Annotated in this window: 20 protein-coding genes; 9 read left to right on the forward strand and 11 right to left on the reverse strand. The window is 73.4% G+C overall.

Annotated elements, in window-relative coordinates:
- Window positions 1-30: 30 nt before the first annotated feature.
- From QZL85_RS05430 to QZL85_RS05445, 4 genes are all read right to left on the reverse strand, one after another.
- A complete protein-coding gene (locus QZL85_RS05430) occupies window positions 31-900 on the reverse strand; it encodes a GDSL-type esterase/lipase family protein (protein ID WP_295574616.1) in 870 nt (289 codons plus the stop codon).
- A 322-nt stretch (window positions 901-1,222) separates the two neighbouring features.
- Window positions 1,223-4,222, reverse strand: a complete 3,000-nt coding sequence (locus QZL85_RS05435) for an SMC family ATPase (protein WP_295574618.1) — start codon at window positions 4,220-4,222, stop codon at window positions 1,223-1,225.
- The gene (locus QZL85_RS05440; RefSeq protein WP_295574621.1) at window positions 4,219-5,367 is read right to left on the reverse strand and encodes an exonuclease SbcCD subunit D; all 1,149 of its coding nucleotides are present in this window, start codon (window positions 5,365-5,367) and stop codon (window positions 4,219-4,221) included. The genes QZL85_RS05435 and QZL85_RS05440 overlap by 4 nt, the downstream gene beginning before the upstream one ends.
- Window positions 5,368-5,426: 59 nt before the next feature.
- A complete protein-coding gene (locus tag QZL85_RS05445; protein ID WP_295574624.1) occupies window positions 5,427-5,711 on the reverse strand; it encodes a DUF2277 domain-containing protein in 285 nt (94 codons plus the stop codon).
- A gap of 55 nt (window positions 5,712-5,766) precedes the next feature.
- Between QZL85_RS05445 and QZL85_RS05450 the strand changes: the two genes are divergently transcribed.
- Complete coding sequence (locus QZL85_RS05450; protein WP_295574627.1) at window positions 5,767-6,603, forward strand: alpha/beta fold hydrolase; 837 nt, start codon at window positions 5,767-5,769, stop codon at window positions 6,601-6,603.
- A gap of 6 nt (window positions 6,604-6,609) precedes the next feature.
- Here the strand turns inward: QZL85_RS05450 and QZL85_RS05455 are convergent, their stop codons facing one another.
- The 4 genes from QZL85_RS05455 to QZL85_RS05470 form a co-directional block, all read right to left on the reverse strand.
- Window positions 6,610-6,984 carry a hypothetical protein gene (locus QZL85_RS05455; RefSeq protein ID WP_295574630.1) on the reverse strand — a complete coding sequence of 125 codons (375 nt, stop codon included), beginning with the start codon at window positions 6,982-6,984 and terminating at the stop codon, window positions 6,610-6,612.
- The gene (locus QZL85_RS05460; protein WP_295574633.1) at window positions 6,981-7,283 is read right to left on the reverse strand and encodes a hypothetical protein; all 303 of its coding nucleotides are present in this window, start codon (window positions 7,281-7,283) and stop codon (window positions 6,981-6,983) included. The genes QZL85_RS05455 and QZL85_RS05460 overlap by 4 nt, the downstream gene beginning before the upstream one ends.
- A gap of 96 nt (window positions 7,284-7,379) precedes the next feature.
- Window positions 7,380-7,676 (reverse strand): GNAT family N-acetyltransferase, encoded by a 297-nt coding sequence (locus QZL85_RS05465; RefSeq protein ID WP_295574635.1) that lies wholly within the window; start codon window positions 7,674-7,676, stop codon window positions 7,380-7,382.
- Window positions 7,673-8,251 (reverse strand): toxin, encoded by a 579-nt coding sequence (locus QZL85_RS05470; protein ID WP_295574638.1) that lies wholly within the window; start codon window positions 8,249-8,251, stop codon window positions 7,673-7,675. Before QZL85_RS05470 ends, QZL85_RS05465 begins: the two co-directional genes overlap by 4 nt.
- 383 nt (window positions 8,252-8,634) lie before the next feature.
- Here QZL85_RS05470 and QZL85_RS05475 point away from each other — a divergent pair, with 383 nt between their 5' ends.
- The 5 genes from QZL85_RS05475 (at window position 8,635) to QZL85_RS05495 (ending at window position 13,004) form a co-directional block, all read left to right on the forward strand.
- Window positions 8,635-9,339, forward strand: coding sequence for a winged helix-turn-helix domain-containing protein (locus tag QZL85_RS05475; protein WP_295574641.1), 705 nt, complete (start codon window positions 8,635-8,637; stop codon window positions 9,337-9,339).
- A gap of 757 nt (window positions 9,340-10,096) precedes the next feature.
- Window positions 10,097-11,062 carry a DNA-3-methyladenine glycosylase gene (locus tag QZL85_RS05480; RefSeq protein ID WP_295574644.1) on the forward strand — a complete coding sequence of 322 codons (966 nt, stop codon included), beginning with the start codon at window positions 10,097-10,099 and terminating at the stop codon, window positions 11,060-11,062.
- A gap of 66 nt (window positions 11,063-11,128) precedes the next feature.
- The gene (locus QZL85_RS05485) at window positions 11,129-11,533 is read left to right on the forward strand and encodes a VOC family protein (protein ID WP_295574647.1); all 405 of its coding nucleotides are present in this window, start codon (window positions 11,129-11,131) and stop codon (window positions 11,531-11,533) included.
- The gene (locus QZL85_RS05490; RefSeq protein WP_295574649.1) at window positions 11,530-12,267 is read left to right on the forward strand and encodes a Pr6Pr family membrane protein; all 738 of its coding nucleotides are present in this window, start codon (window positions 11,530-11,532) and stop codon (window positions 12,265-12,267) included. Before QZL85_RS05485 ends, QZL85_RS05490 begins: the two co-directional genes overlap by 4 nt.
- A complete protein-coding gene (locus QZL85_RS05495) occupies window positions 12,264-13,004 on the forward strand; it encodes an SDR family oxidoreductase (RefSeq protein ID WP_295574651.1) in 741 nt (246 codons plus the stop codon). Before QZL85_RS05490 ends, QZL85_RS05495 begins: the two co-directional genes overlap by 4 nt.
- Here the strand turns inward: QZL85_RS05495 and QZL85_RS05500 are convergent.
- Genes QZL85_RS05500 through QZL85_RS05510 form a run of 3 tightly spaced genes read right to left on the reverse strand, consistent with a single transcriptional unit; the run spans window position 12,993 to window position 16,752 of the window.
- Window positions 12,993-15,074 carry a prolyl oligopeptidase family serine peptidase gene (locus QZL85_RS05500; RefSeq protein WP_295574654.1) on the reverse strand — a complete coding sequence of 694 codons (2,082 nt, stop codon included), beginning with the start codon at window positions 15,072-15,074 and terminating at the stop codon, window positions 12,993-12,995. The two genes, QZL85_RS05495 and QZL85_RS05500, sit on opposite strands and share 12 nt — an antisense overlap.
- Window positions 15,075-15,095: 21 nt before the next feature.
- Window positions 15,096-15,926: an aldo/keto reductase gene (locus QZL85_RS05505; protein ID WP_295574657.1), complete on the reverse strand. Its 831-nt coding sequence runs from the start codon at window positions 15,924-15,926 to the stop codon at window positions 15,096-15,098.
- A 19-nt stretch (window positions 15,927-15,945) separates the two neighbouring features.
- Window positions 15,946-16,752, reverse strand: coding sequence for a Cof-type HAD-IIB family hydrolase (locus QZL85_RS05510; RefSeq protein WP_295574660.1), 807 nt, complete (start codon window positions 16,750-16,752; stop codon window positions 15,946-15,948).
- Between the two features lie 98 nt (window positions 16,753-16,850).
- Between QZL85_RS05510 and QZL85_RS05515 the strand changes: the two genes are divergently transcribed.
- Genes QZL85_RS05515 through QZL85_RS05525 form a run of 3 tightly spaced genes read left to right on the forward strand, consistent with a single transcriptional unit; the run spans window position 16,851 to window position 19,638 of the window.
- Window positions 16,851-18,131: a histidine kinase gene (locus QZL85_RS05515; RefSeq protein ID WP_295574662.1), complete on the forward strand. Its 1,281-nt coding sequence runs from the start codon at window positions 16,851-16,853 to the stop codon at window positions 18,129-18,131.
- A complete protein-coding gene (locus QZL85_RS05520; RefSeq protein WP_295574664.1) occupies window positions 18,119-18,796 on the forward strand; it encodes a response regulator transcription factor in 678 nt (225 codons plus the stop codon). Before QZL85_RS05515 ends, QZL85_RS05520 begins: the two co-directional genes overlap by 13 nt.
- Entirely contained in the window at window positions 18,793-19,638 is an 846-nt protein-coding gene (locus tag QZL85_RS05525) for a hypothetical protein (RefSeq protein WP_295574666.1), read from the forward strand. The genes QZL85_RS05520 and QZL85_RS05525 overlap by 4 nt, the downstream gene beginning before the upstream one ends.
- Window positions 19,639-19,751: the final 113 nt, after the last annotated feature.

The following is a 19,751-nucleotide window of genomic DNA, read 5'->3' on the forward strand; positions in this document are numbered from 1 at the left end:
CAGCCTAGGAGAGCGCCGCCGCTACCCGCGTCACGGCCGGTACGGGGACACCGCCCAGGTGAGAGCGGCGAGCGTGCGCTGACCGGCGACCGAGGGGTGGAAGTAGTCCTTCGTCGAGATGTCGGCCTTCGCGAACGCGTAGTTCGCGACGGCGTAGCCGTCGAACAGGCAGCGCGCGGTGGCGGCGCACGCGGCGGCGAGAGCGTCGTTGTATTCGTTCACCCGCTGCTGCACGGCGTCGCGCCGCTGGACGTCTGCGGCCGCCGTGCTGGTGGGCTTGGCGAGCATCGAATCGCAGAAGCCGAACGCCGCCCACGCGATGCGCGCGCTCAGACTGGACTTGTTCAGCTCCCACAGGCGCTTGAGATTCGGGATGCTGGCGACGAAGATCTGCGGCTGCGCGGCGCCGGCGGACAGCGTCGCGAGCGTCGTCTGCACGCTCCCCGCGAAGGATGCCGTCGTCGTCATGCCGGCGACGTCGTCGGCGCACGCATCATTGGCGCCGATCTCGATCGTCACGTACTGCGCGCGCTGGGCGACCGCCCAGCGCGCCTGCCCGGGCAGGTCGGCGGCCACGGCGCCCGGGACGGCGTCGTTGTACGCGGTGAGCGAGGTCCCCTGCGCGCGCAGGCGCGTCGCGTGCGACGCGACCGTGGAGTTCGAGCCGGTGGACCAGCTGTTCGAGGGGCACACGAGAAGCAGCGAGCACGTCATGCTCGCCTGCGTGATCGAGTCGCCGAGCGCCGCCATGCGCGTCGGCAGGGGCAGGGCGGCCGTGGCGGGTGCGGCGGCGAGCAGGCCGCCCACGAGGACGACGGCCGCGGTGGCGGCCGCCAGGGTGCGGCGCACGCGCGTCGACAGGACGGACGGGGTGCGGTGCACCCGGGCGGACAGAGGCATGAGCGGCTCCAAACACGACAGCGTGTCGGGACGTGGCCCGCCCCGGGTTGGCGCCGACGCTACACCCGGCCGCGCGCGCCCGGATAGGAGGTGCGCTGCGGGCCGCGGCCGCTGGCGTACCCTCGCCGTCCCGCGGTTCGCCCGCGGCGAAAAGCGAGTCAGGCGCCCGACCACCCGCCATTCGACGCGGATGAACGACCAGTCCGCGCGTCGTCCGCGCCGAAACGCGGGTCAGAGGCGCGCCGGCCCACCATTCGGCGCGGATGAAACTCTTCGGCGCGCACGCGGACGGCGCACCGCGGAGCGCCGCCGCGTGCCGGCGCTAGCGGAGCCCGGGGGCGTCCGCCACGGCATCCTGGCGGATGATGCTCGGCCCCTCCGCGGTCGCCGTGACGACGAGCTGCGCGGGCAGCTGCTCCTTCATCGCCTCGACGTGGCTGATGACGCCCACGGTCCGTCCGCCCGCGCGCAGTTCGTCGAGCGTGCGCATCGCGAGGTCGAGCGTCTCGGGATCGAGCGACCCGAATCCCTCGTCGACGAACAGGGTGTCCAGCCGCAACCCGCCCGCGCGGTTCGTGACGACCTCGGCGAGTCCGAGGGCGAGTGCGAGCGACGCCAGGAAGGTCTCACCGCCGGAGAGGGACTGCGGCGAGCGGCGGAGACCGGTGTGCGCGTCGAGCACATCGATGCCGAGCCCGGAGGCGGCGTTGCGGGCCTGCCGCGCGTCGGAGTGGTGGAGCGAGTAGCGCCCCGACGACATCTCCGACAGACGGAGGTTCGCCGCGGCGACGATCTCCTCGAGTTCCGCCGCGAGGACGAAGGTCTCGAGGTCCATCTTCATCGTGTTGGGCGCGCGGCCCGCGACGGTGTCGGCGAGGCGCGTGACGGCGGCGGCGTCGTCGGCGATCGCCGCGACATCGGCGTAGGCGGCATCCGTCCGCTCGAGCAGGCCGCGGAGGGTGTCGACGGTGTTCTGCGCGTCTTGCTGCGCCGCGATCGCGCCGGCGCGAGCGGTGTCGGCGGCCGTCGCCGCGGCCTCGGACGCCGCGAGGTCGGGCGCCTCGACGACGTCCACGATCTCGAGCTCCAGGCTGAGCAGTCGTGCGCGCGTGGCCGTCAGGGCCGCCGCGTGCGCGGCGACGCGAGCGTCGACGGCGGCGTGCTCGGCGGCGTCGAGGAGCGCGTCGGACGCCTCGGCGACGGAATCGAACACGGATGCCGCGAGGCCGGCGTCGCGGTCGGCGACGGCGGTCGCGAGGGCGCGGCCCTGCTCCTCGGCGCGCTCGCGGGCGGTGAGGCAGGCGCGCGCGAGGTCGCGCCGGGCACGGGCCTCGGCCACCCGCTCGGCGACCGTGTCGTGGGTCCCGCGCGCGGCGCGCACGTCGGCGCGGAGGGCGGCGGCGGCCGCGCGGAGCCCGGCGACGGCGGCGGTGCCGTCCGCGTGCAGCGCGTCGAGGGTGCCCCGGGCCGTGCGCGCGGCCTCGTCGAGCTGCGCGAGCTCGGCGAGCTGCACGTCGAGGCGCCCCACCCGGGTGTCCGCGTCGGCGGCGTCCCGGACCTCCGCCTCGGTCGCGGCGAGGCGCGCCCCGAGGTCGTCGGCGTCGGCGCCCCCCGCGCGGGCGGTCGCGTCGGCCAGCCGGTCGCGTGCGCTCTTGGCGGCCTCCCCCGTCGTGCGCGCGGCCTCGGCCGCGGCGTCGCGGGTGGCTTCGGCTGCCGCGAGGTCGTCGTCGGTGACGGGCTCGGCGGACACCGCGGCCGGCTGCGGGTGGTCGACCGCTCCGCAGACGCTGCAGGGCTGCCCGTCGACGAGCTCAGCGGCGAGCTCGCCGGCGCGACCGGCCAGCCGCCGCTGCAGGAGGGCGGTCACGGCGTCCGCGGCCCGGCCGGCGTCGCCGCTGCGGCGGGCGTACTCGACCTCGGCGCGCGCGGCCTCTTCGGCGAGTGGCGCGGCCTCCTGCGCCGCCGCGAGCCGATCGCGCAGGGCGGTGCGCCGCTCGCGGAGATCTGTCAGACGTGCGGCGACGGCCGCGTCCTCCTGACGCTGCGCGGTCAACCGCTCCCGCTCGGCCGGCACGAGTGCCCGCTGTTCGTCGATCGTCGCGATCTCCTGCGCGCGCGCGGCCACGTCGGCCTCGCGCGCCGCCAGGTCCGCCTCCGTCCGGACGAGGTCGCGCTCGGCCTGTTCGGCCGCGCCCCAGACGGCCAGGTCGCCGGTGAGCTCCTCGATCAGGGCGACGAGATCGTCGGCCGCGTCGCCGCCGGCGGCGATCCATTCGGCGTCGGCGGCATCGCGCACGGAGCGTGCGGCCGACGCCGCCTGCTCCGCGCGGGTCGCCGCTGCCATGCTCGCCCGCAGCGCCTCGGCCGCCCGCGCCCGCTCGAGCCGGGTGCGCTCGTCGGCGATGCGCGGCGCGTCGTCCTCGAGCAGCGCGAGCTCGGCGCGCGCGGCGACGAGGTCGCCGAGCGTCTTGGCGCGCGCGACGAGCGCCGCGTGCGCGTCGGCGGCTGCCGCCGCCGCGGCATCCGCGCGCTGTCGCTCGGTCGTCCTCTGCTCGACGTGGTATTCGGCGCGCTGCAGCGCGAGGTCGGCGGCGGCCCGCCGGCCGGCGAGGTCGAGTCCCTCGGGACGCTCCGCCTCTCCGCCGAGTGCGCGCTCGTCGATGAGCCGTTCCGCGACGTCGAGGAACGTGCGCGCGCGTTCGCCCGCACCGTCCAGTCGTCGCTGCGCGTCGCGACGCCGCTCCTCCAGGTCGTCCTTGTACTGCTCGAAGCGCCGCGTCCCGAAGAGGGTCCGCAACAGGGTCTGCCGGTCGCCGGCGGAGGCCAGCAGGAAGCGGGAGAACCGGTTCTGCGCCAGGAGGATGACCTGCTGGAACTGCTGCGCGTTGAGGCCCAGGATGCCGTCGAGCAGCTGCGCGACATCGCGCGGCTTGGCCGCACGGCCCACCCAGACCCCGTCGACCAGTTCCTCGAGTTCGGCCCGGGTCGGCTCGGTGGTCACGCCGACGCCGCGCTTGGCGGGGCGGTCGTACTCGGGGGCGCGGGCGACGCGCCAGCGGGTCTCGCCGACCGTGAACTCGAGGCGCACCTCGGTGGGGTCGCCGAGCGCGCAGTGATCGCTGCGCAGGCGGCGTTCGCCGCCGTCGTACCGCGGCACCGAGCCGTACAGCGCGAAGCTCACGCCGTCCAGGATGCTGGACTTGCCGGCGCCCGTGCGCCCGGAGATGAGGAACACGCCGTCGCCGGCGAACGCGTCGAAGTCGACGGTCTGCGTCGCGCGGAACGGCCCGAACCCGGTGAGCTCGAGTCGATGCAGCTTCACGCGAGCGCCTCCACCCTCGTGCGCTCGTCCAGCACGTCGGCGAGCAGCTCGGCCTCGCGCTCCGAGGCCGCCTCCCCGTCGCGCACGTGCTGCAGGAACGCATCCACGAGCTCCCGGTCGCTGCGCGCCGCCCGCACGCGGTCGACGTAGCTGCCGCCGGCGCGCTCCGGCACGACGGCCGGGGCGTGCACGACCTTCGCGCAGTACGGGAACCGGGCCTGCAGCCGGCGGAGCGGTTCGCGCTGCGGCAGGTCGTCGGTGTACTCCACCGAGACCCAGTCCTCGGCGTGCGCCGCGAAGCGGTCGTCGGTGAGGAGGTCTTCGAGCGGGGCCGTCAGCGTCACGAGCCGGCGCGGCACGGGCAGCTCGAGCCACGTGACGTCGCCGAGGCCCGACGCACCGAGGTCGACGAGCCAGCTGCCGCGGGGCTTCGATCCCTCGCCGAAGCTGTAGTGCAGGGGCGCGCCGGAGTAGCGGGCGTGCAGCGCGAGCTCCTGCCGGCCGTGGATGTGGCCGAGGGCCATGTAGTCGACGCCCTCGAAGCACGACCACGGCACGACGTCGAGTCCGCCCTGCTGGATGTCGCGCTCGAGCTGCGGCGTCGGCTCGACCTTCGCGGCGAAGCAGTGCGCGATCGCGACCGACCGCCCCGCGCGCTGCGCGAGGTCGGCGCGGACGAGGTCCATGGCGTGGCCGAGCACCTCGGCCTGCGAGCGCGCGGCGGGCCACAGGTGGCGCAGCAGAGCGGGCTCCAGGAACGGGATGCCGTAGAAGTGCACCGGGCCGTCGGCATCCGCCACGGTGATGGGGGTCCCGATCGCCGCGGGATCGGTGAGCACGTGGATGCCGTCTCGGAGCAGTCCGGCCTGGAAGCCCAATCGGGCCGCGGAGTCGTGGTTGCCGCTCGTGACGATCACCTGCGCGCCCGTGTCGGCGAGCGCGCGCAGCGTGTCGGACAGCAGCGTGTAGCAGGCCGCCGCGGGGGCACCGGAGTCGAACACGTCACCCGCGACGATGACGACGTCGACGTTCTCGTCGCGCACCTGCCGCGTCAGCGTCTCCAGCACGCCGCGCAACGCATCGAGCGTGGAGTGACCGTGGAAGGTCCGCCCGATGTGCCAGTCGGAGGTGTGCAGGATGCGCATGCCTCCACGCTACGAGCGAGCCCCGACATCCTCTGCGAAGCGTGCGGCGCTCCCCCGGATCAGGCCACGCGCGGGGCGTACCGGCCGGACTTCTCGGCCCGGGCGCGCGCCTTCGCGGCCTCCTCGTCGCGGTTCTTCGGCGGCGCCACGGCGACGAGGTCCTCGAGGAGGTGGTGCGTCGCGTGGGCGATCTCGGCGACCGCCCGGTCGAACGCCTCTTGATTGGCCTTCGACGGCTTGGTCGTGCCCGCGATCTTGCGGACGTACTGGAGGGCGGCGGCGTGCACCTCGTCGCCGGTCGCAGCCGGCTCGAAATTGTGCAGAGTATGGATGTTGCGGCACATGCCTCCACGGTACGACGAGCCCGCGCCGGACGACAGGCCCGGTTACGCTCGACGGATGGGCGCGAGCGAGGACGGACCGGAGGCGGGAGCGGACCCCGGTGCCGAGTTCGCCGCCGCGGCGGACGATCTCGTCGACCGGCTCGCCGGCGTCCGCGACGACGAGGGCGTGACGTCCACCTTCGCGGTGGACGGCGCCGAACTGGTCCTCGAGGAGCGCGGCGCGGGTCCGCGCCTGTTCCTCCTCCTCCACGGCATCGGCATGGGGCGGCGCGTCTTCGCCGACCTCGCGTCGCACCTCGCGCCGCATGGCCGCGTCTGGATGCTCGACCAGCCCGGATACGGCGAAGCGCCGGAGCCGCCGCGCACCCCCACGATGGAGCGGATGGCCGACTTCGTCGCGGCGCTGCTGCGCGACCGCGGGGAGACGGATGCCGTCGTCATCGGCCATTCGATGGGCACGCAGGTGGCCGTCGAGCTCGCGGTGCGCCATCCATCGCTCGTCGGAGCGCTCGTCCTCGCCGGCCCCACCGTCGATCCGGCCGCTCGGACGGCGCCGCGTCAGCTGCTGCGCCTGGCGCGCGACCTGCTCGTGGAGAGCCCCCGCGTCTTCCTGATCGGCGGCAGGGAGTATCTGCGCGCCGGACCGCATCTCCGGCGCAAGATGACGGCGATGCTCGTGCACCGCCCCGAGGTCGTCTACCCGCGGGTGACGACACCGGCCCTCGTCCTGCGCGGGGCCGACGACTACGTCGCGCCGCGCGAGTGGTGCGAGCGCGTCGCGACGCTCATCCCGGGCGCGCAGCTGGCCGAACTGGCCGACCACGGGCACGAGACGCTCATCCGCGACGCGCGACCCGCGGCCGGCCGCATCCTGGCCTTCGTGTCGGACTGACCGCCGTCAGCGGGAGATCTCGGCGACGACGGCGGCGATGCGATCCTCGCCCATCTGCAGGCCGGTGTCCGCCAGGCGGCTGCGCAGCAGCTTCTCGACGGTGGCGGCATCCTGCCCCTGGCCGTCGGAACGCGTCTGCGCGATCACGCCGTCGATCTGGTCGTCGCCCGACGGCGCGTCCGTGTCCATGGCGGGGGCGTCCTGCGTGCCCGCCGCCGACGCGTCCTGCGTCCCCGGCGGGGTCGCGTCACGGTCATCCGGGTGCTCGTCGGCGATCGCGCCGCCGACCCCTGCGTCACTGCTCTGCGCCTTGGCGTCGGAGCCGCCGACGTCGGGGTAGTTTCCGCCCGGGTGTTCGAACTCGTTCGTCGTGCCGCTCATCGGTCGGCCTGCTCGTCGGTCACCATGTCGGGGTCCAGTCCCTGCTGGACCTCGGCGCTCTCGACGAACTGGTCGGAGACCTGCACGCCGTCGGGCGCGAGGACCCCCTCCCCGCCTGCCTGGCCGGGGTCGGCCTCCTGCCGGTCGGCGGTCTCCGTCGGCAGTCCGGAGTCGGCCAGGGACGTCTGTCCCATCGCGGCGTCATTCTGCTCGCTCGTCTCCTGGTCGGCGACGTCGCCGGATTCCCAGCCGCCGGCGGGATCCCCGTCGATCATGCCCTCGGGTGTGTCGTGGTCCATGGCACGCTCCTTCTCGGTCGTGCCCCCACCGTCGCGCACCCGCGCGCGCTCGACCAGAGGGTTGACGGCCCCGGCCTCGTGCAGTAGCCGAGGTGGTCAGCTGGCGCGGCGCTCGGCCAGCAGGGCGGCGCGCTCGGGGTGCGCGGCGAACCAGTCGGCGACGTACCAGCACACCGGGCTGACGTCGCGGTCGCCCCGCCGGGCGAGGTCCGCGACCGCGCGGTCGACGAGTTCGCCGGCGTAGCCGTGGCCACGGAAAGTGGGCACGGTGTAGGCGCGGGTCATGGCGACGGTGTGACCGTCGTCGCGGTAGTCCAGGACGCTCACGAGATCGTCGCCCTTGTGGAGCGTGTACCGCGAGGCGTCGGGTTCGTTCGCGAACGTGAAGCTCATGGCTCCACGCTACGCCGGTTCGCCGACAGGGAGCTGAGCCACGCGTCGACCTCTCGCTGTCCGCTCAGCCGCACCACGGGATCGCCGTCCGCGATGCGCTGCAGCATCCGCGCGCGGACCCGCGGATGACTGGTCCACGCCCACCGGATGATGTTGCGCTCGGGATCCCAGCGCAGCCATTCGCGCACGCGCTCCCGGTTCCCGTGCCAGAGCTCCTCCCGCCTGATGCTGCGGCGCAGCGTCCGCGCGATGACGCGGCGCATGACCAGGCGGCGGGGATGGTCCAGCCACACGAACACGTCGGCCCCGCCGGGCGTGCCCGGATCGAGGAGACCCTCCAGGCGCCGGGTCCAGTCTCCGTCGGCGACCCAGCCGTCCGGGTGTGCGGCGACGAAGGCCCGCAGCTGCGCGTGCGCGTCCTCGAGGTCGCGGTGGACCCACCCGGCATCCCAGAACACGGCGTCCAGATCGAGGCGTGCGACGCCGAGGAGATCGGCCAGCTGGACGGCCAGATGCGACTTGCCGGAACCCGAGGTGCCGACGATCCGGACCCGGCGCGCGGGTGGTTCAGCCACGACTGAGCAATCTGTCACATTCCGTCACGTTGTGACGACGGCATCCGTGCGGTTTGACACATGTGGACACGCTTCGTCATAATCAAGCCTATGACTGACAACGCACGCACTCTGTCCGCCCTGGAGGCGAACGGACCTGCCGGCATCATGATGCCGCAGCGTGCTGTCATGTGTTGCCGAATGTGTCGCTGACACGGTGATCCCCGCCGGGCTGCCCCGCCGCTTCTGAACGCGGTGCGCCAGCCCCCGAGCCACCGGCACTCTCCGCCCACAATGCGGATGCCGGCTGCCTCGCACATCGGCCGATCTGCGGCCGACCGCGCAGCACACTCGAACCCGTGCCGGGCCCAGCGCCCCGGGTTCCCTCCCTGAAGGACTTCGCCATGTCGAACACCGCTCTCCTCACCCGTCCCGCCACCCGTCACCTCCACGCCGTCGAGGACGTCGCCCCGGCAGCGCCCGCCCCGGCAGCCGCCCTTCCCGCCGGCACCGCACCCCGTGGCTTCGCCCTGTACGTCGGCATCGACGAGATCAAGGCCGCCGCCGACGGGGTCAGCCTCTCCGTGCTCGTGGAGGCGCTGCGCCGGACGATCACCGAGCTCGCCCCGCACGCCGAGACGTACGCGACGGTCGCCCTCGCCCCGGCCGGCGCCGGCGGCCGCGACGTCGACGTGGTGCGCCTGGCGCTGCACGAGCCGAGCGCCGTCGCCCGCACCAAGCAGGACGAGCCCGCCGACGACCACGTGCCCGGAGGCGTCACGATCGACATCTCGCGTCGCCGCGTGCACATCGACGGCGAGGCCGCTCCCCTGACGTTCAAGGAGTTCGAGCTGCTGCAGTACCTCGTGCTGCGCGAGGGCCGCACGATCGAGCGCACCGAGCTCGTCGCGTCGCTGTGGAGCCACGCCGGCGACGACGAGGCCCCCGGCGAGCGCACGATCGACGTGCACGTGCGCCGCCTGCGCTCCAAGCTGGGCCGGTACGAGGACATCGTCCGCACGGTGCGCGGCATCGGCTACCGCTTCGACCGGCACGCCGACGTCGTCATCCGCTACGGCCACGGCACGCCCTCCCCCGACCGCTTCTGAGCCGCGCGGGGTGGCGGGCGGGCTCGGCTCGCCGCATCCACGACGCCGTGCGGTTCTGCTCAGCAGCTGTCGGCAGCGCAGCCCGCGTGCGCGCCCGGCGCCTGGCGGGCGAGCGCCCGCTCGTCCGCCCGCGGCGAATGGCGGGTCCAGGCGCGACACACCCGCACTCTGCCGCGGGCGAACAGTTCGGCCGAGATTCACCCGCGGCGAATGGCGGGTCCTGGCCTTGTGCACCCGCCGTCTGCCGCGGACGAACCGGACGGCTGAGATTCGGCTACGCGGGACGCCGGTCCCGGCGCCTGGCGGGCGAGCGCCCGCTCGTCCGCCCGCGGCGAATGGCGGGTCCAGGCGCGACCCACCCGCACTCTGCCGCGGGCGTACCGTTCGGCCGAGATTCACCCGCGGCGAATGGCGGGTCCTGGCCTCGTGCACCCGCCGTCTGCCGCGGACGAACGATACGGCTGAGATTCGGCCACGCGGGACGCCGGTCCCGGCGCGAGGCGCCCGCTGATACCCCTCCTCCCGTTCACCCGCGGCGAATGGCGGGTCCAGGCGCCACACACCCGCACTTGGCCGCGGGCGAACCGTTCGGCCGAGATTCACCCGCGGCGAATGGCGGGTAGAGGCGCGACCCACCCGCACTTTGCCGCGGGCGGGGGATGCCGCGGCCCGGGCCCCGGCTCCGACCACCGAGGCCGCGCGCGGCATGCGGGCGCGACCGACCGCCCTGTCAGGAGCGCGACATAGGGTGGGCATCATGACGACGGTCGCGACGGGACGGATGCCGCGGCGCGCGGCCGCGCCCGTCGCGCAGGGCCGTCCCCTGGAGACCGAATACCGGCCGCGCACGCCCATCGACGCGGCACGCGCGATCCGCTATCAGCAGCGCGGAGCGCACGACCCGGGCCAGACCACGCACGCCGGCGTGATCTGGCGGGCGACCCGCACGCCGGAGGGCATCGCGACCCTCGCCATCCGCGTCGAACGCGGTCTCGTGCGCGGTGCGGCGTGGGGTCCCGGCAGCGCCTGGGCCCTCGCCCAGCTCCCGCGCCTCTGCGGCGCGGACGACGACCCGGACGGCTTCGACGCGTCCCCGCATCCGCTGGTCGCGGAGATGCATCGCCGCCACCCGGGCCTCCGCATCGGCGGCACCGATCTCGTCTTCGACGCGCTCGCGAGCTCGATCTTCGAGCAGAAGGTCACGGGCCTGCAGGCGTTCGGTGCGTGGCGCGCGGTCCTGACGTGGTTCGGCGAGCGCGCCCCCGGCCCGACCCCGAGGCCGATGTTCGCTCCGCCCGCCGACTGGCACCTCATCCCGAGCTGGGCGTGGCACCGGGCGGGTCTCGAACCGCCGCAGTCGCGGGCCGTCGTCGAAGCGGCGCGCCGGCGCGCATCGATCGAGCGGGCCGCTGCGATCGCCGTCGACGGCGACGCCCGCGACCGTCTCTTCACGAGTCTGCGCGGCGTCGGGATCTGGACGAGCGCCGAGACGCGCATCCGCACGTGGGGCGATCCGGATGCCGTGAGCGTCGGCGACTACCACGTGGCCCACGAGGTCGGCTACGCCCTGACCGGCCACCGCACCGACGACGACGGGATGCTCGCGCTGCTCGAGCCGTGGCGCGGGCAGCGGCAGCGTGTCATCCGACTCCTCGAGCTCAGCGGCGCGCGCGAGCCGCGGCGCGGGCCGCGCCTGCATCCCGAGGATCACCGGGCACGCTGACACCCGTTGCGGGATGTCGGAGGCGCGCGCCACACTGGCGGCATCACCGTCGACGAGAGGACACCGATGAACCTCAACCCGTACATCTCGTTCCAGAACACGGCGCGCGAGGCGCTGGAGTTCTATCAGTCGGTCCTCGGCGGTGATCTCGAGCTCAGCGACTTCAGCGACTACCCCGACATGGGCGTCGACCCGGCCGAGACGGATCTCATCATGCACGGGCAGCTCACGACGGAGGACGGCCTCGTGCTGATGGCCGCGGACACCCCGAGCGGGATGCCGTACACGGCCCCCGCCGGACTCGCCGTCTCGCTCAGCGGCGACGACGCCGACCGCCTGCAGCGCGCGTGGGACGGGCTGTCCGAAGGCGGCACGGTCGGGATGCCGTACGAGGAGCCACCGTGGGGCGGCCGGTTCGGGATGGTGACCGACCGGTTCGGCATCGACTGGATGGTGGCCCTGAACGCATGACGACCACCCGGGAGCCCCGCATCTCCGGGTCGGCGACGATGGTCGTCGCCCATCGTGGCGTCGCACTCGTGTATCGCCTTCTCGCCGCCGTCGCGGTCTTCATCGGCATCGCGCGCGTCTCCGGCATGTTCGCGGCCTCGCCCACGTGGGGCGCGTTCCTCTACTACACGGTGCTCAGCAATGTGCTGTGCTTCGTGTGGCTCGTCGTGTCGGCAGCACGCACCGTTCGCGACGGGACGGCTGACGGCTGGCGCGGGGTGTCGACGCCGTCGGCCCGGGTCGCAGGCGCGGTCATGATGGCGATCACGGTGACCATGTTCATCTACCTGTTCGTGCTCGCCCCTTCCCTCTTCCTGCAGCCCGGCGCCTACGAGCCGTTCACCCTGACCGACAACCTGGTGCACATCGTCACGCCGATCCTTCTCATCGTGGATTGGGCGCTGTTCGTGCCGAAGGGACGGCTCCGCGGCTACGACCCGTTGCTGTGGACCCTCATCCCCTACGCGTACCTCGCCTTCGCGTTCACATTCAGCGCGCTCGGCGGGCGCTTCGCCGGCGACACCCGCTATCCCTATCCGTTCATGGATGTCGATGCGAACGGTCTCGGCGGCGTCATCGCCTGGATCGCGGGCCTCAGCGTCGCGCTCGTGACGGTGGGGTACGCCTACTTCGGCATCGACCGCTGGCTGGCCGGGCGTGTCATCGCGCGCGGCGCGACGACGGCGACCCCATGAGGATCGCCGTGGCCGGCGCGACCGGCACCGTCGGTCGGCACATCGTCGCGGCCGTCGAGGCGCAGGGCGACGAGGCGATCCCGCTCACCCGCGGCACCGGCGTCGACCTGATCACCCGGGCGGGGTTGAGCGCCACGCTCGACGGGGTGGATGCCGTCATCGACGCCGTCAACGTCGACACGCTGTCGGCGGCGCAGGCCACCGAGTTCTTCGAGACGGCGACCGGCAACCTCGCCGCCGCGGCCAGAGCCGCGGGAGTGGGCCACATGGTCCTGCTCTCGATCGTGGGCGTCGACCGCAATCCGCACGGGTACTACGCCGGCAAGCTCGCGCAGGAGGAGGCGCTCACAGCCAGCGGGGCGCCGGCGACGATCGTCCGCGCGACGCAGTTCCACGAGTTCGCCGCGCAGCTCGCCGAACGGGCGCGGATCGGTCCGCTGCCGCTCGCCCCGAGGGGCCGCGTGCAGCCGATCGCCGCCGCCGAGGTCGGCATCCACCTCGCCCGCACCGCGATCCAGCCACCGACGGGACGCGCCCCCGACCTCGCCGGCCCGCGCGAAGAGGCCCTCGACGACATGGTGCGCCGCTGGTCCCGGGCCCACGGGCAGCGCGGCTGGATCCCCTCCATCCCCCTCCCGGGCGCACAGATGAAGGGCATGCGGGCGGGTCTCAACCTGCCCGGCCCGGGCGCGGTGCTCGGGTCGCAGACCTTCGACGAGTGGCTGTCAGCCCAGTAGCTCGGGGCGAGCGAAGTCCTCGCCGTCGATGTGCTGCGCGAGGAACGCGAACACGGTCTCGTACCAGACCTTCGCGTGCGGCGGCTTGAGCACCCAGTGGTTCTCGTCCGGGTAATACAGGAACCGGTGCGCGCTGGTCCCGTCCTCGGCGGCGAAGTGCTCATTGAGCTCCGACCACAGCCGCAGACTCTCCCCGATCGGCACCCGGTAGTCCCGGTCGCCGTGGATGACGAGAAGGGGCGTGCGGATGTCGGTGACGAAGCGATGCGGGGAATTCTCGAACGTCGCCTCCGGCGTGAAGATGCGCTGCCAGTACGAGGAGTCGTCGGTCGTGCCGTTGAACTGGTCGAGGGCCCACAGGCTCGCGTGGGTCACGATGGCGCGGAAGCGATCGGTGTGCCCCGCGACCCAGTTCGCCATGTAGCCGCCGAACGACCCGCCCATCGCGGCGGTGCGGGTCTCGTCGATCTCCGGCCGCGCGACGACGGCATCCGTGATCGCCATGAGGTCGGTGTAGGGCTTCGCGCCCCACGCGTTCCATCCGCGCGCGATGAACTCGAGCCCGTAACCGGTCGACAGCGCGGGGTCCGGCAGCAGCACGGCGTACCCGCGCGCGACGGCGAGCTGCGGGTTCCAGCGCCAGCTCCACGCGTTCCAGCTGGCCAGCGGGCCGCCGTGGATCCACAGCAGGAAAGGCGCGGGGCTCTCGGCGCTCGCTCCCGGCGGCAGGAGCAGCCAGCCGCGCACGCGCACGCCGTCCTCCGCCGTCGCGTCGACCTCGGTCATGGTGCCGGGCACGGCCGGCAGGGCGACGGGGCTCACGAGGTCGGCCGCCGAACCGTCGCGGGCGACGCGGACGGCGTGCGGCGGCGTCATCCAGTTCGATCGCAGGGCGACGATCTCACCGGTGGATGCGACGACGTCGACGTCCGTGTAGGTGAAGTCGTCGCGGGTCAGCTGCTCGACGGCGCCGCCGTCCACCGGGACCCGGAAGATCGGACCGCGGCCGTCCTGGTCGGCGGTGACGATGAGTGCGGCGTCGTCGCGGTCGAAGCGGAGGCTCGTGGGCCAGCGGTCCCATCCGACCGCGATGCGCCGCGGCTCGGAGCCGTCGACGCCCGCGATCCAGATCTCCACGTCGGCCGGAGCGGACGGGTTGCCCATCGCCGCCCGGAGAAAGGCCAGTGTTGCGCCGTCGTGGCTGATGACGGGGTGTTCGAAGTACGTGTCGACCTCGTCGAACAGCACGGTCTGGTCCCCCGAGGCGGTGTCGACGGCGACGAGGCGGTACCGGCTCTCGCGGCCCTGCGCCGTGCGCAGGGCCGCGACGAGGGTCGTGCCGTCCGGCGTGAGCGCCGTCCCCGCATCATCGGCGTCGCGGCCGGTGACGAGCGTGCGCGGCCGCGGCAGGCTCTCCGGGTACGGCGAGGCGTCGTCCTTGTCCTCCTCCGCGGCGTCCTCGGGCTGGTCGACGAGCACCGCGATGGTGTCGGCGAACCCGGTCAGGTCGAGCGTGTGCAGCGCTGGCGCGGCGGGACCGAGGTCGTGGTCCCAGAACCGCACCGGGTAGGCGTCGTGCAGGATCGCCGAGACCTTGAGCTTCTTCCGTGCGGCCCGCAGCCGCGCGTCGGCTTCGATGCTGTCGGAGGAGGGCAGGAGCGGAGCTCCGAGGACGAGCACGTCGGCAGCCTCGGCCACGGTCACGCCGGCGACGCCGCCGGCCAGTCGGGTCACGGGACGCGCCTCGCCGCCGGCCGCGGGAAGCAGCCACAGCTGGGCCTGCTCGGCATCCTCCTCGGCCTCGGTGTCGGGGCGCGCCGAGACGAAGAGGACGTCGCCGCGGGAGGTGAACGCGGCGCCCGTCTCGCCCTTGGCAGAGCGCGTCAGCCGCACCGGCACGCCGTCGCCGTCGACCGGCACCTCCCACAGCGAGCGCTCGTAGGCGGTCTTGTCCTTCCCGAGCGTCGCGACGGTCAGCACCGCGCGCGAGCCGTCCGGCGAGAGCGCGAGCGCCTCGATGCGCGGCTGGGAGAGGTAGTCGTCCAGGGAGTCGAAGGGTGTCGTCGCCATGGCATCCACGCTATCGGCCGCTCACATCTCCTCGTGGGTGTCCGGATCCCCATCCCACAGCCGGCCGCGCTCGAGACCGCTGATCGCGGCCACCTCTTCCGCGCCGAGCTCGAAGCCGAACACGTCGGCGTTCTCGATCTGCCGCTCCGGGTCGGCGGACTTCGGGATCGGCGTCGAGCCCAGCTGCGTGTGCCAGCGCAGCACGATCTGGGTCGGTGTGACGCCGTGCGCGGCGGCCAGGTCCGCCACGACGGGCTCGGTCAGCAGCTCGCTGCGCCGCGCGAGCGGGCTCCAGCTCTCGGTGCGGATGCCGTGCTCGGCGTGGAAGGCGCGCAGCGCCGTCTGCGGGAAGTACGGGTGCAGTTCGACCTGGTTGACGGCGGGAGTCACCCCGGTCTCGTCGATGAGGCGGGTGAGCATCGCCTCGGTGAAGTTCGAGACGCCGACCGAACCGACCTTGCCTTCGTCGCGCAGCGCGGTCATGGCACGGAACGTGGTCACGTACTTGTCGATCCGCGGGTTCGGCCAGTGGATGAGGTAGAGGTCGATGCGGTCCAGACCGAGCCGCTGGAGCGAGCCCTGGGCGCTGCGGATCGTCTCGTCGAAGCCGTGATCGCGGCCGGGGACCTTCGTCGTGACGATGAGCTCGTCGCGGATGCCGCTGCGCCGGGCCGCCTCGCCGACTTCGGCCTCGTTCTGGTAGTTGACGGCCGAGTCGAGGATCCGGTATCCGCTGTCGATCGCCGCGGCGATGGCGGCGACGCCTTCCGGCCCGCGGAGGTTGTACGTGCCCAGTCCGAGCGCGGGGAAGGGCGTGCCGTCGTTGAGGGTGACCGTGGGGATCGTGATCATGCGCCCACGCTACGCCCCGTCAGGCGAGGAGCGCCTCGATCGCCGTGAGGACGCCGTGGTCGGCGTTCGAGGGTGCGCGATGCCGTGCCACGGCGACGACGTCGGGGTGGGCGTCGGCCATCGCGTACGACCAGTCCGCCGCCTGGAGCAGCTCGAGGTCGTTGAGGTAGTCGCCGAACGCCGCGGTCTGCGCAGGCGTCACCCCGAGGGCGCGCTGCAGGCTTCGCAGCGCGACGCCTTTGTTGACGCCCTGGTTCATCACGTCGACCCAGTGCAGACCCGACACGACGACCTGGTGCGTGTCCCGCAGATCCTCCAGTGCCGGGGCGGTGTGGGTCTCCCCGCCGTCGGCGTCGTAGACGGCGACCTTGAGGATCTGGTCGTCGACGGTGAGCAGGTCGTCGACGACCTCGAGGGCGGCGTAGTACTTCACGGTCTCGCTCCGGAACTCCTCGTCGGCGCCCTCGATGTAGGCGGACCGCTTGCCGCACACGACGACCCCCAGGTTCCCGCCCGCCGCGGCGAGACCGCGCAGCCGGGTGATGAGGGATGCCGTGAACGCGGGGTCCATCGCGTCCGAGCTCACCTCGTCCTCGCCGCGCACGACGTACGCGCCGTTCTCGGCGATGTAGTCCAGCTCGGCGTCCACGCCCGCGAACATGCGCTGCAGCGTCGCGAGCTGCCGACCGCTCGCGGGCGCGAAGGCGATCCCCCGGTCGTGCAGGCGCTCGAGCAGCGCCCACAGCGGCGCCGGGACGGCCCCGCCCGGCTCGAGAAGCGTCCCGTCCATGTCGACGGCGATCAGACGGATGTCGGGAGTGCTCACCCGTCCATCGTCTCAGGCTCCGGGGTGGGGGTTATCCCGAAGCGAGGTCTCCGGATGCCTCCGCTGTGCCGGCGCGCGCCGAGTCCTACCTTGGTGACATGACCACCCCAGCGACATCCCAGACCCCGGCCGCGCCGGCGAGGTCGCGGCGCATCCGCCCCCTCGTCCACCTCGGTGCCCTCGCGCAGCTCGCCGCTCTCGGCATCGTCGGCACCGCCCTGTTCACCGTCCTGATCACGTTCCTGAGCGTCGGCGTGAGCCTCCTGCTCGTCGCCGGCATCGGCCTGCTCTTCCTCGTCGCGTTCGTCTACCTCCTCTGGGCCACCGGATGGCTCGAGTACGAACGCGTCGACGGGCTGTACGGCTACGGGCTCCCGCCGCTCCGCCCGCGCCGCAGCGGCGCCCCCGGCTTCGGCGGCTGGCTGCGGACGCTCTGGCAGCAGTTCATCGACGGCCCGATGTGGCGCGGTGTCGCGAGCGCCGCGATCTCGACCGTGCTGGGCCTCGTCGTCCTGCCGGCCGTCGCGGGGCTCGTCGGCAGCGTCGTGCTGCTGTTCGCGCCTCTCACCGGGGCCGAGACCGCCCGCATCCCCACGACGGGGATCGACGTCAACGGGGAATGGGCGCTGCCCGTCGGCATCCTCGGCATCATCGTCTCCGCGGCGCTGCTGCTCGGGATCGCCCTGCTGCACGCCGTCCTGACGCGCGCCATCCTCGTCCCGTCGCGGGAGGCCCTGCTCGCCGAGCAGGCGCGGACCGCCGGCGTCCAGCGCGCGGGAGCCGTCCGGGCCAGCGAAGTGGAGCGCACCCGCATCGAACGGGACCTGCACGACGGCGTCCAGCCGCGACTCGTCTCCGTCGGGATGACGCTGGGCCTCGCCCAGCAGAAGATCGACAGCGACCCGGTCGCCGCGAAGGCGCTCATCGACGAGGCGCACACCTCGACGAAGGCCGCCATCACCGAGCTGCGGCAGCTGGCCCGCGGCATCCACGCGTCCGTCCTCGACGATCGGGGACTGGATGCCGCGCTGTCGGCCCTCGCCGCCCGGTCGCACGTGCCCGTGCACCTCGACGTCCGCGTCGACGGGCGATGCAGCGCGACGGCCGAAGCGGCCGTGTACTTCGCGATCGCCGAGTCGCTGACCAACGCCGCGAAGCACTCGCGGGCGACCGACTGCCGGGTCGTGGTCCGGCGCCGCGACGACGGGACCCTGTGGGCCCGCGTCGAGGACAACGGCGTGGGCAACGCCCGGGTGCTGCCCGGTGGTGGCCTCGACGGCATCACGAACCGCATCCTCGCCGCCGGCGGCACCGCCCGCCTCGACAGCCCGGCCGGTGGGCCGACGTCCCTGGAGGTGAGCGTCCCGTGCGCATCCTGATCTGCGAAGACTCCGCCCTGCTGCGCGAAGGACTCGTGCGCGTGCTGGAGGACGCCGGCCACACCGTGGTCGCCGCGGTGCCCGATGCGCGCGACCTCGTCGCCGTCGTGGACGAGGCGGCTCCCGAGCTCTGCATCCTCGATGTGCGGCTCCCCCCGACGTTCACCGACGAGGGCATCCGCGCCGCGCTCGCCCTGCGGGGTGCGCACCCGGCACTGCCGGTGCTGGTGCTCAGCCAGTACGTCGAGGAGCGGTATGCGAGCGACCTCATCACCGGCCAGGGCGCCGCCCTCGGGTACCTCCTGAAGGACCGGGTCGCCGACGTGCGGGACTTCCTGGCCTCGATCGAGCGGATCGGCGCAGGTGCCACCGTCCTCGACCCGGAGGTCGTGGCGCAGCTGCTCACGCGCCGGGCCCGCGACGAGCGGATGGAGCGGCTCACGGACCGCGAGCGCACCGTCCTCGCCCTGATCGCCGAGGGCAAGAGCAATCAGGCGATCGCCCAGACCCTGTTCATCTCGGAGGCGAGTGTCGAGAAGCACATCACCTCCCTCTTCCAGAAGCTCGGCCTCGAACAGGACGAGCACGGCAACCGGCGCGTCCTGGCGGCGCTGGTCCACCTCGAGCACGGCGGCAGCCAGCCGCAGAACGGAGCACTCCGATGAGCACCACCCTCACTCCCCCGCCCGCGTCCGCACCGCAGGCGCCGCCCCCGGCGCAGCCGCGGGGATCGTCCCGGGTCATCGCGATCCTCGCGATCGCGCTCGGCTCCGCCCTCATCCTCGGGACCGTCGGCATGTCCATCGTCGGCGGCATCCGCTCCGCCGCCGTCCGCACCGAGACGCTCAGCGCGGACGCGACCGGCGTCACAGCGCTGGACGTCGACGTCGCGGCATCCGAGTTCCGCATCGCCTACGGCGGGTCCGACGCGTCGCTCTCCGTCACGGGCGGCAGCGGGACGACCGATTGGCGGCTCGAGCGGACGGGCGACACGCTCGTCGTGTCGGCCGACCGCGGCTGGTTCCGCGGATGGGGCTGGTTCAACGGCGAGGAGCGGGCGGTCCTGACGCTCCCGGAGCGACTGGTCACGACGACCCTGGACGCCTCGTTCGACGTGGGCGCCGGCTCGATCAGCGCCGCCGGCACGTACGGGATGCTCGAGCTCGACCTCGGGGCCGGCTCGATCGACGTCTCCGGCAGTGCCGAACAGCTGGACGCCGATGTGTCCGCGGGCCGCGTGTCCGTCGACCTGCGCGAGGTCCGCACCGGCACGGTGCAGGTGAGCGCCGGCGAATTCGTCGGCTCGGTGGACGGCGAGGTCGACGAGCTGAACCTCGACGTCAGCGCGGGGCGCATCGACCTCGAGGTGCCGAACGTGCGGTACGCCATCACCTCGGACGTCTCGGCCGGCGACTTCACGCACGACCTGACGACCGATCCCGGCGCCGACCGCCGGATCGACGTCAGCGTGTCGGCGGGCGGCGTGACGCTGCGCGGCACGCGCTGACCTCCTCTGCTCGCGCGGGGCGTCCCGGATCCGTCCGGGGCGCCCCTCGTCGCGTCTCTTCGGCGCAGCGGGCCGGAGTCCGCCCGCGGCGAATGGCGGGTCCGGCGGTCTCC

Origin of the sequence: uncultured Microbacterium sp. (assembly GCF_900078385.1) — a bacterium.
Classification (GTDB): domain Bacteria; phylum Actinomycetota; class Actinomycetes; order Actinomycetales; family Microbacteriaceae; genus Microbacterium.

Bases quoted from the DNA above. Each gene is read 5' to 3' on its own strand.
- QZL85_RS05445 (WP_295574624.1), bottom strand. From the start codon at position 5,711: ATGTGCCGCAACATCCATACTCTGCACAATTTCGAGCCGGCTGCGACC.
- QZL85_RS05430 (WP_295574616.1), bottom strand. From the start codon at position 900: ATGCCTCTGTCCGCCCGGGTGCACCGCACCCCGTCCGTCCTGTCGACG.
- QZL85_RS05475 (WP_295574641.1), top strand. From the start codon at position 8,635: ATGTCGAACACCGCTCTCCTCACCCGTCCCGCCACCCGTCACCTCCAC.
- QZL85_RS05450 (WP_295574627.1), top strand. From the start codon at position 5,767: ATGGGCGCGAGCGAGGACGGACCGGAGGCGGGAGCGGACCCCGGTGCC.
- QZL85_RS05480 (WP_295574644.1), top strand. From the start codon at position 10,097: ATGACGACGGTCGCGACGGGACGGATGCCGCGGCGCGCGGCCGCGCCC.
- QZL85_RS05460 (WP_295574633.1), bottom strand. From the start codon at position 7,283: ATGGACCACGACACACCCGAGGGCATGATCGACGGGGATCCCGCCGGC.
- QZL85_RS05455 (WP_295574630.1), bottom strand. From the start codon at position 6,984: ATGAGCGGCACGACGAACGAGTTCGAACACCCGGGCGGAAACTACCCC.
- QZL85_RS05495 (WP_295574651.1), top strand. From the start codon at position 12,264: ATGAGGATCGCCGTGGCCGGCGCGACCGGCACCGTCGGTCGGCACATC.
- QZL85_RS05490 (WP_295574649.1), top strand. From the start codon at position 11,530: ATGACGACCACCCGGGAGCCCCGCATCTCCGGGTCGGCGACGATGGTC.
- QZL85_RS05525 (WP_295574666.1), top strand. From the start codon at position 18,793: ATGAGCACCACCCTCACTCCCCCGCCCGCGTCCGCACCGCAGGCGCCG.
- QZL85_RS05505 (WP_295574657.1), bottom strand. From the start codon at position 15,926: ATGATCACGATCCCCACGGTCACCCTCAACGACGGCACGCCCTTCCCC.
- QZL85_RS05465 (WP_295574635.1), bottom strand. From the start codon at position 7,676: ATGAGCTTCACGTTCGCGAACGAACCCGACGCCTCGCGGTACACGCTC.
- QZL85_RS05485 (WP_295574647.1), top strand. From the start codon at position 11,129: ATGAACCTCAACCCGTACATCTCGTTCCAGAACACGGCGCGCGAGGCG.
- QZL85_RS05440 (WP_295574621.1), bottom strand. From the start codon at position 5,367: ATGCGCATCCTGCACACCTCCGACTGGCACATCGGGCGGACCTTCCAC.
- QZL85_RS05500 (WP_295574654.1), bottom strand. From the start codon at position 15,074: ATGGCGACGACACCCTTCGACTCCCTGGACGACTACCTCTCCCAGCCG.
- QZL85_RS05515 (WP_295574662.1), top strand. From the start codon at position 16,851: ATGACCACCCCAGCGACATCCCAGACCCCGGCCGCGCCGGCGAGGTCG.